A 1,110-nucleotide genomic window follows, 5' to 3' on the forward strand; every position below is an offset into this window, starting at 1 on the left:
ATAGAAAAACAGTGGCCAGAAAGGCTCGAAACGAACAAATTCAATGAAGTTTGCGAACTCAGGTAGCTCAGTTGGTACTGATGTCGCCATTAAGTAACCGAAGATGGTGATGCCTAAGGCACCGATTGGCACGATGCCCACTTCGATTCGATGATTTGATATCCAGTTGCAAGCCTGTGAGCCTAGAGCAATCCCTACTGAGAAGAGTGCAAGTAAGAAAGATACGGCGCTTTCTGTACCGTTCAGGTAGACCTTGGTGAAGTTTGGGAACTGAGTAAGATATGCAGCACCGAGAAACCAAAACCAACTGATGGCCATGATGCATTGAAATACGATGCGATCGGATTTCGCGATCGCCAGCGTGTGCTTAGTTTGCTGATAAGGTCGCCAACGGAATTTAAGTTCAGGGGCACTTGCCGCAGCAAATGGAATCGAGCGACTGGATAAGTAACCGAGCAGGGCAAACAGAACCACGCAGAAAGCGGCCAGATACTTCGCGTTGTCAGCAGAAGCAATAATGCCTGCACCGAGCGTGCCGATAAGAATGGCGATAAATGTCCCGGCTTCAACCAAGGCATTGCCCGGTACCAGTTCCTTAGCGTTTAATTCCTGAGGAAGAAGCGCGTACTTGACGGGGCCGAAGAACGCGGATTGCGTACCCATTAAGAAAAGCAGCAGAAGTAAGACACCGTAGCTTTCTGTTATAAAGCCAACGGCGCCTAGCAGCATGATGGCGATTTCAAACAGTTTTACTTTGCGAATAAACCACGATTTCTCGTATTTATCCGCCAAAACTCCAGCAGAGGCAGAAAAAAGGAAGAATGGAAGAATGAATAAACCAGCTGCTAAGTTTATGAATAAATTACTAGAAATGGGTAATGCGCTAGAACCAGCGAAAGCGACAAACAGCAACAAAACGTTTTTAAAAATGTTGTCGTTGAAAGCGCCAAAAAACTGAGTAACAAAATAGGGCAGGAACTTTCTTTGCGTAAGCAAGGACGGCTGTCTGTCGGATGACATGGATAATCCTTTGTTTGTTACCAGTTCATGATGTAGTTAGAAAGCAAGTTACTGATTAACTCTTTACCATCTACAGGCTCACTTGAGAAA

The 1,110-nt window shown here is 45.5% G+C and carries 1 protein-coding gene and 1 pseudogene; both read right to left on the reverse strand.

The window, feature by feature from the left end:
- The coding region (locus tag R7E42_RS25190; RefSeq protein WP_318073266.1) for an MFS transporter at nt 1-1,020 on the reverse strand (1,020 nt) is incomplete at its 3' end.
- A gap of 17 nt (nt 1,021-1,037) precedes the next feature.
- Nucleotides 1,038-1,110: pseudogene (locus tag R7E42_RS25195) on the reverse strand (TetR/AcrR family transcriptional regulator); the annotation flags it as partial.

Source organism: Vibrio sp. Vb1337 (genome assembly GCF_033338715.1).
GTDB lineage: Bacteria > Pseudomonadota > Gammaproteobacteria > Enterobacterales > Vibrionaceae > Vibrio > Vibrio alginolyticus.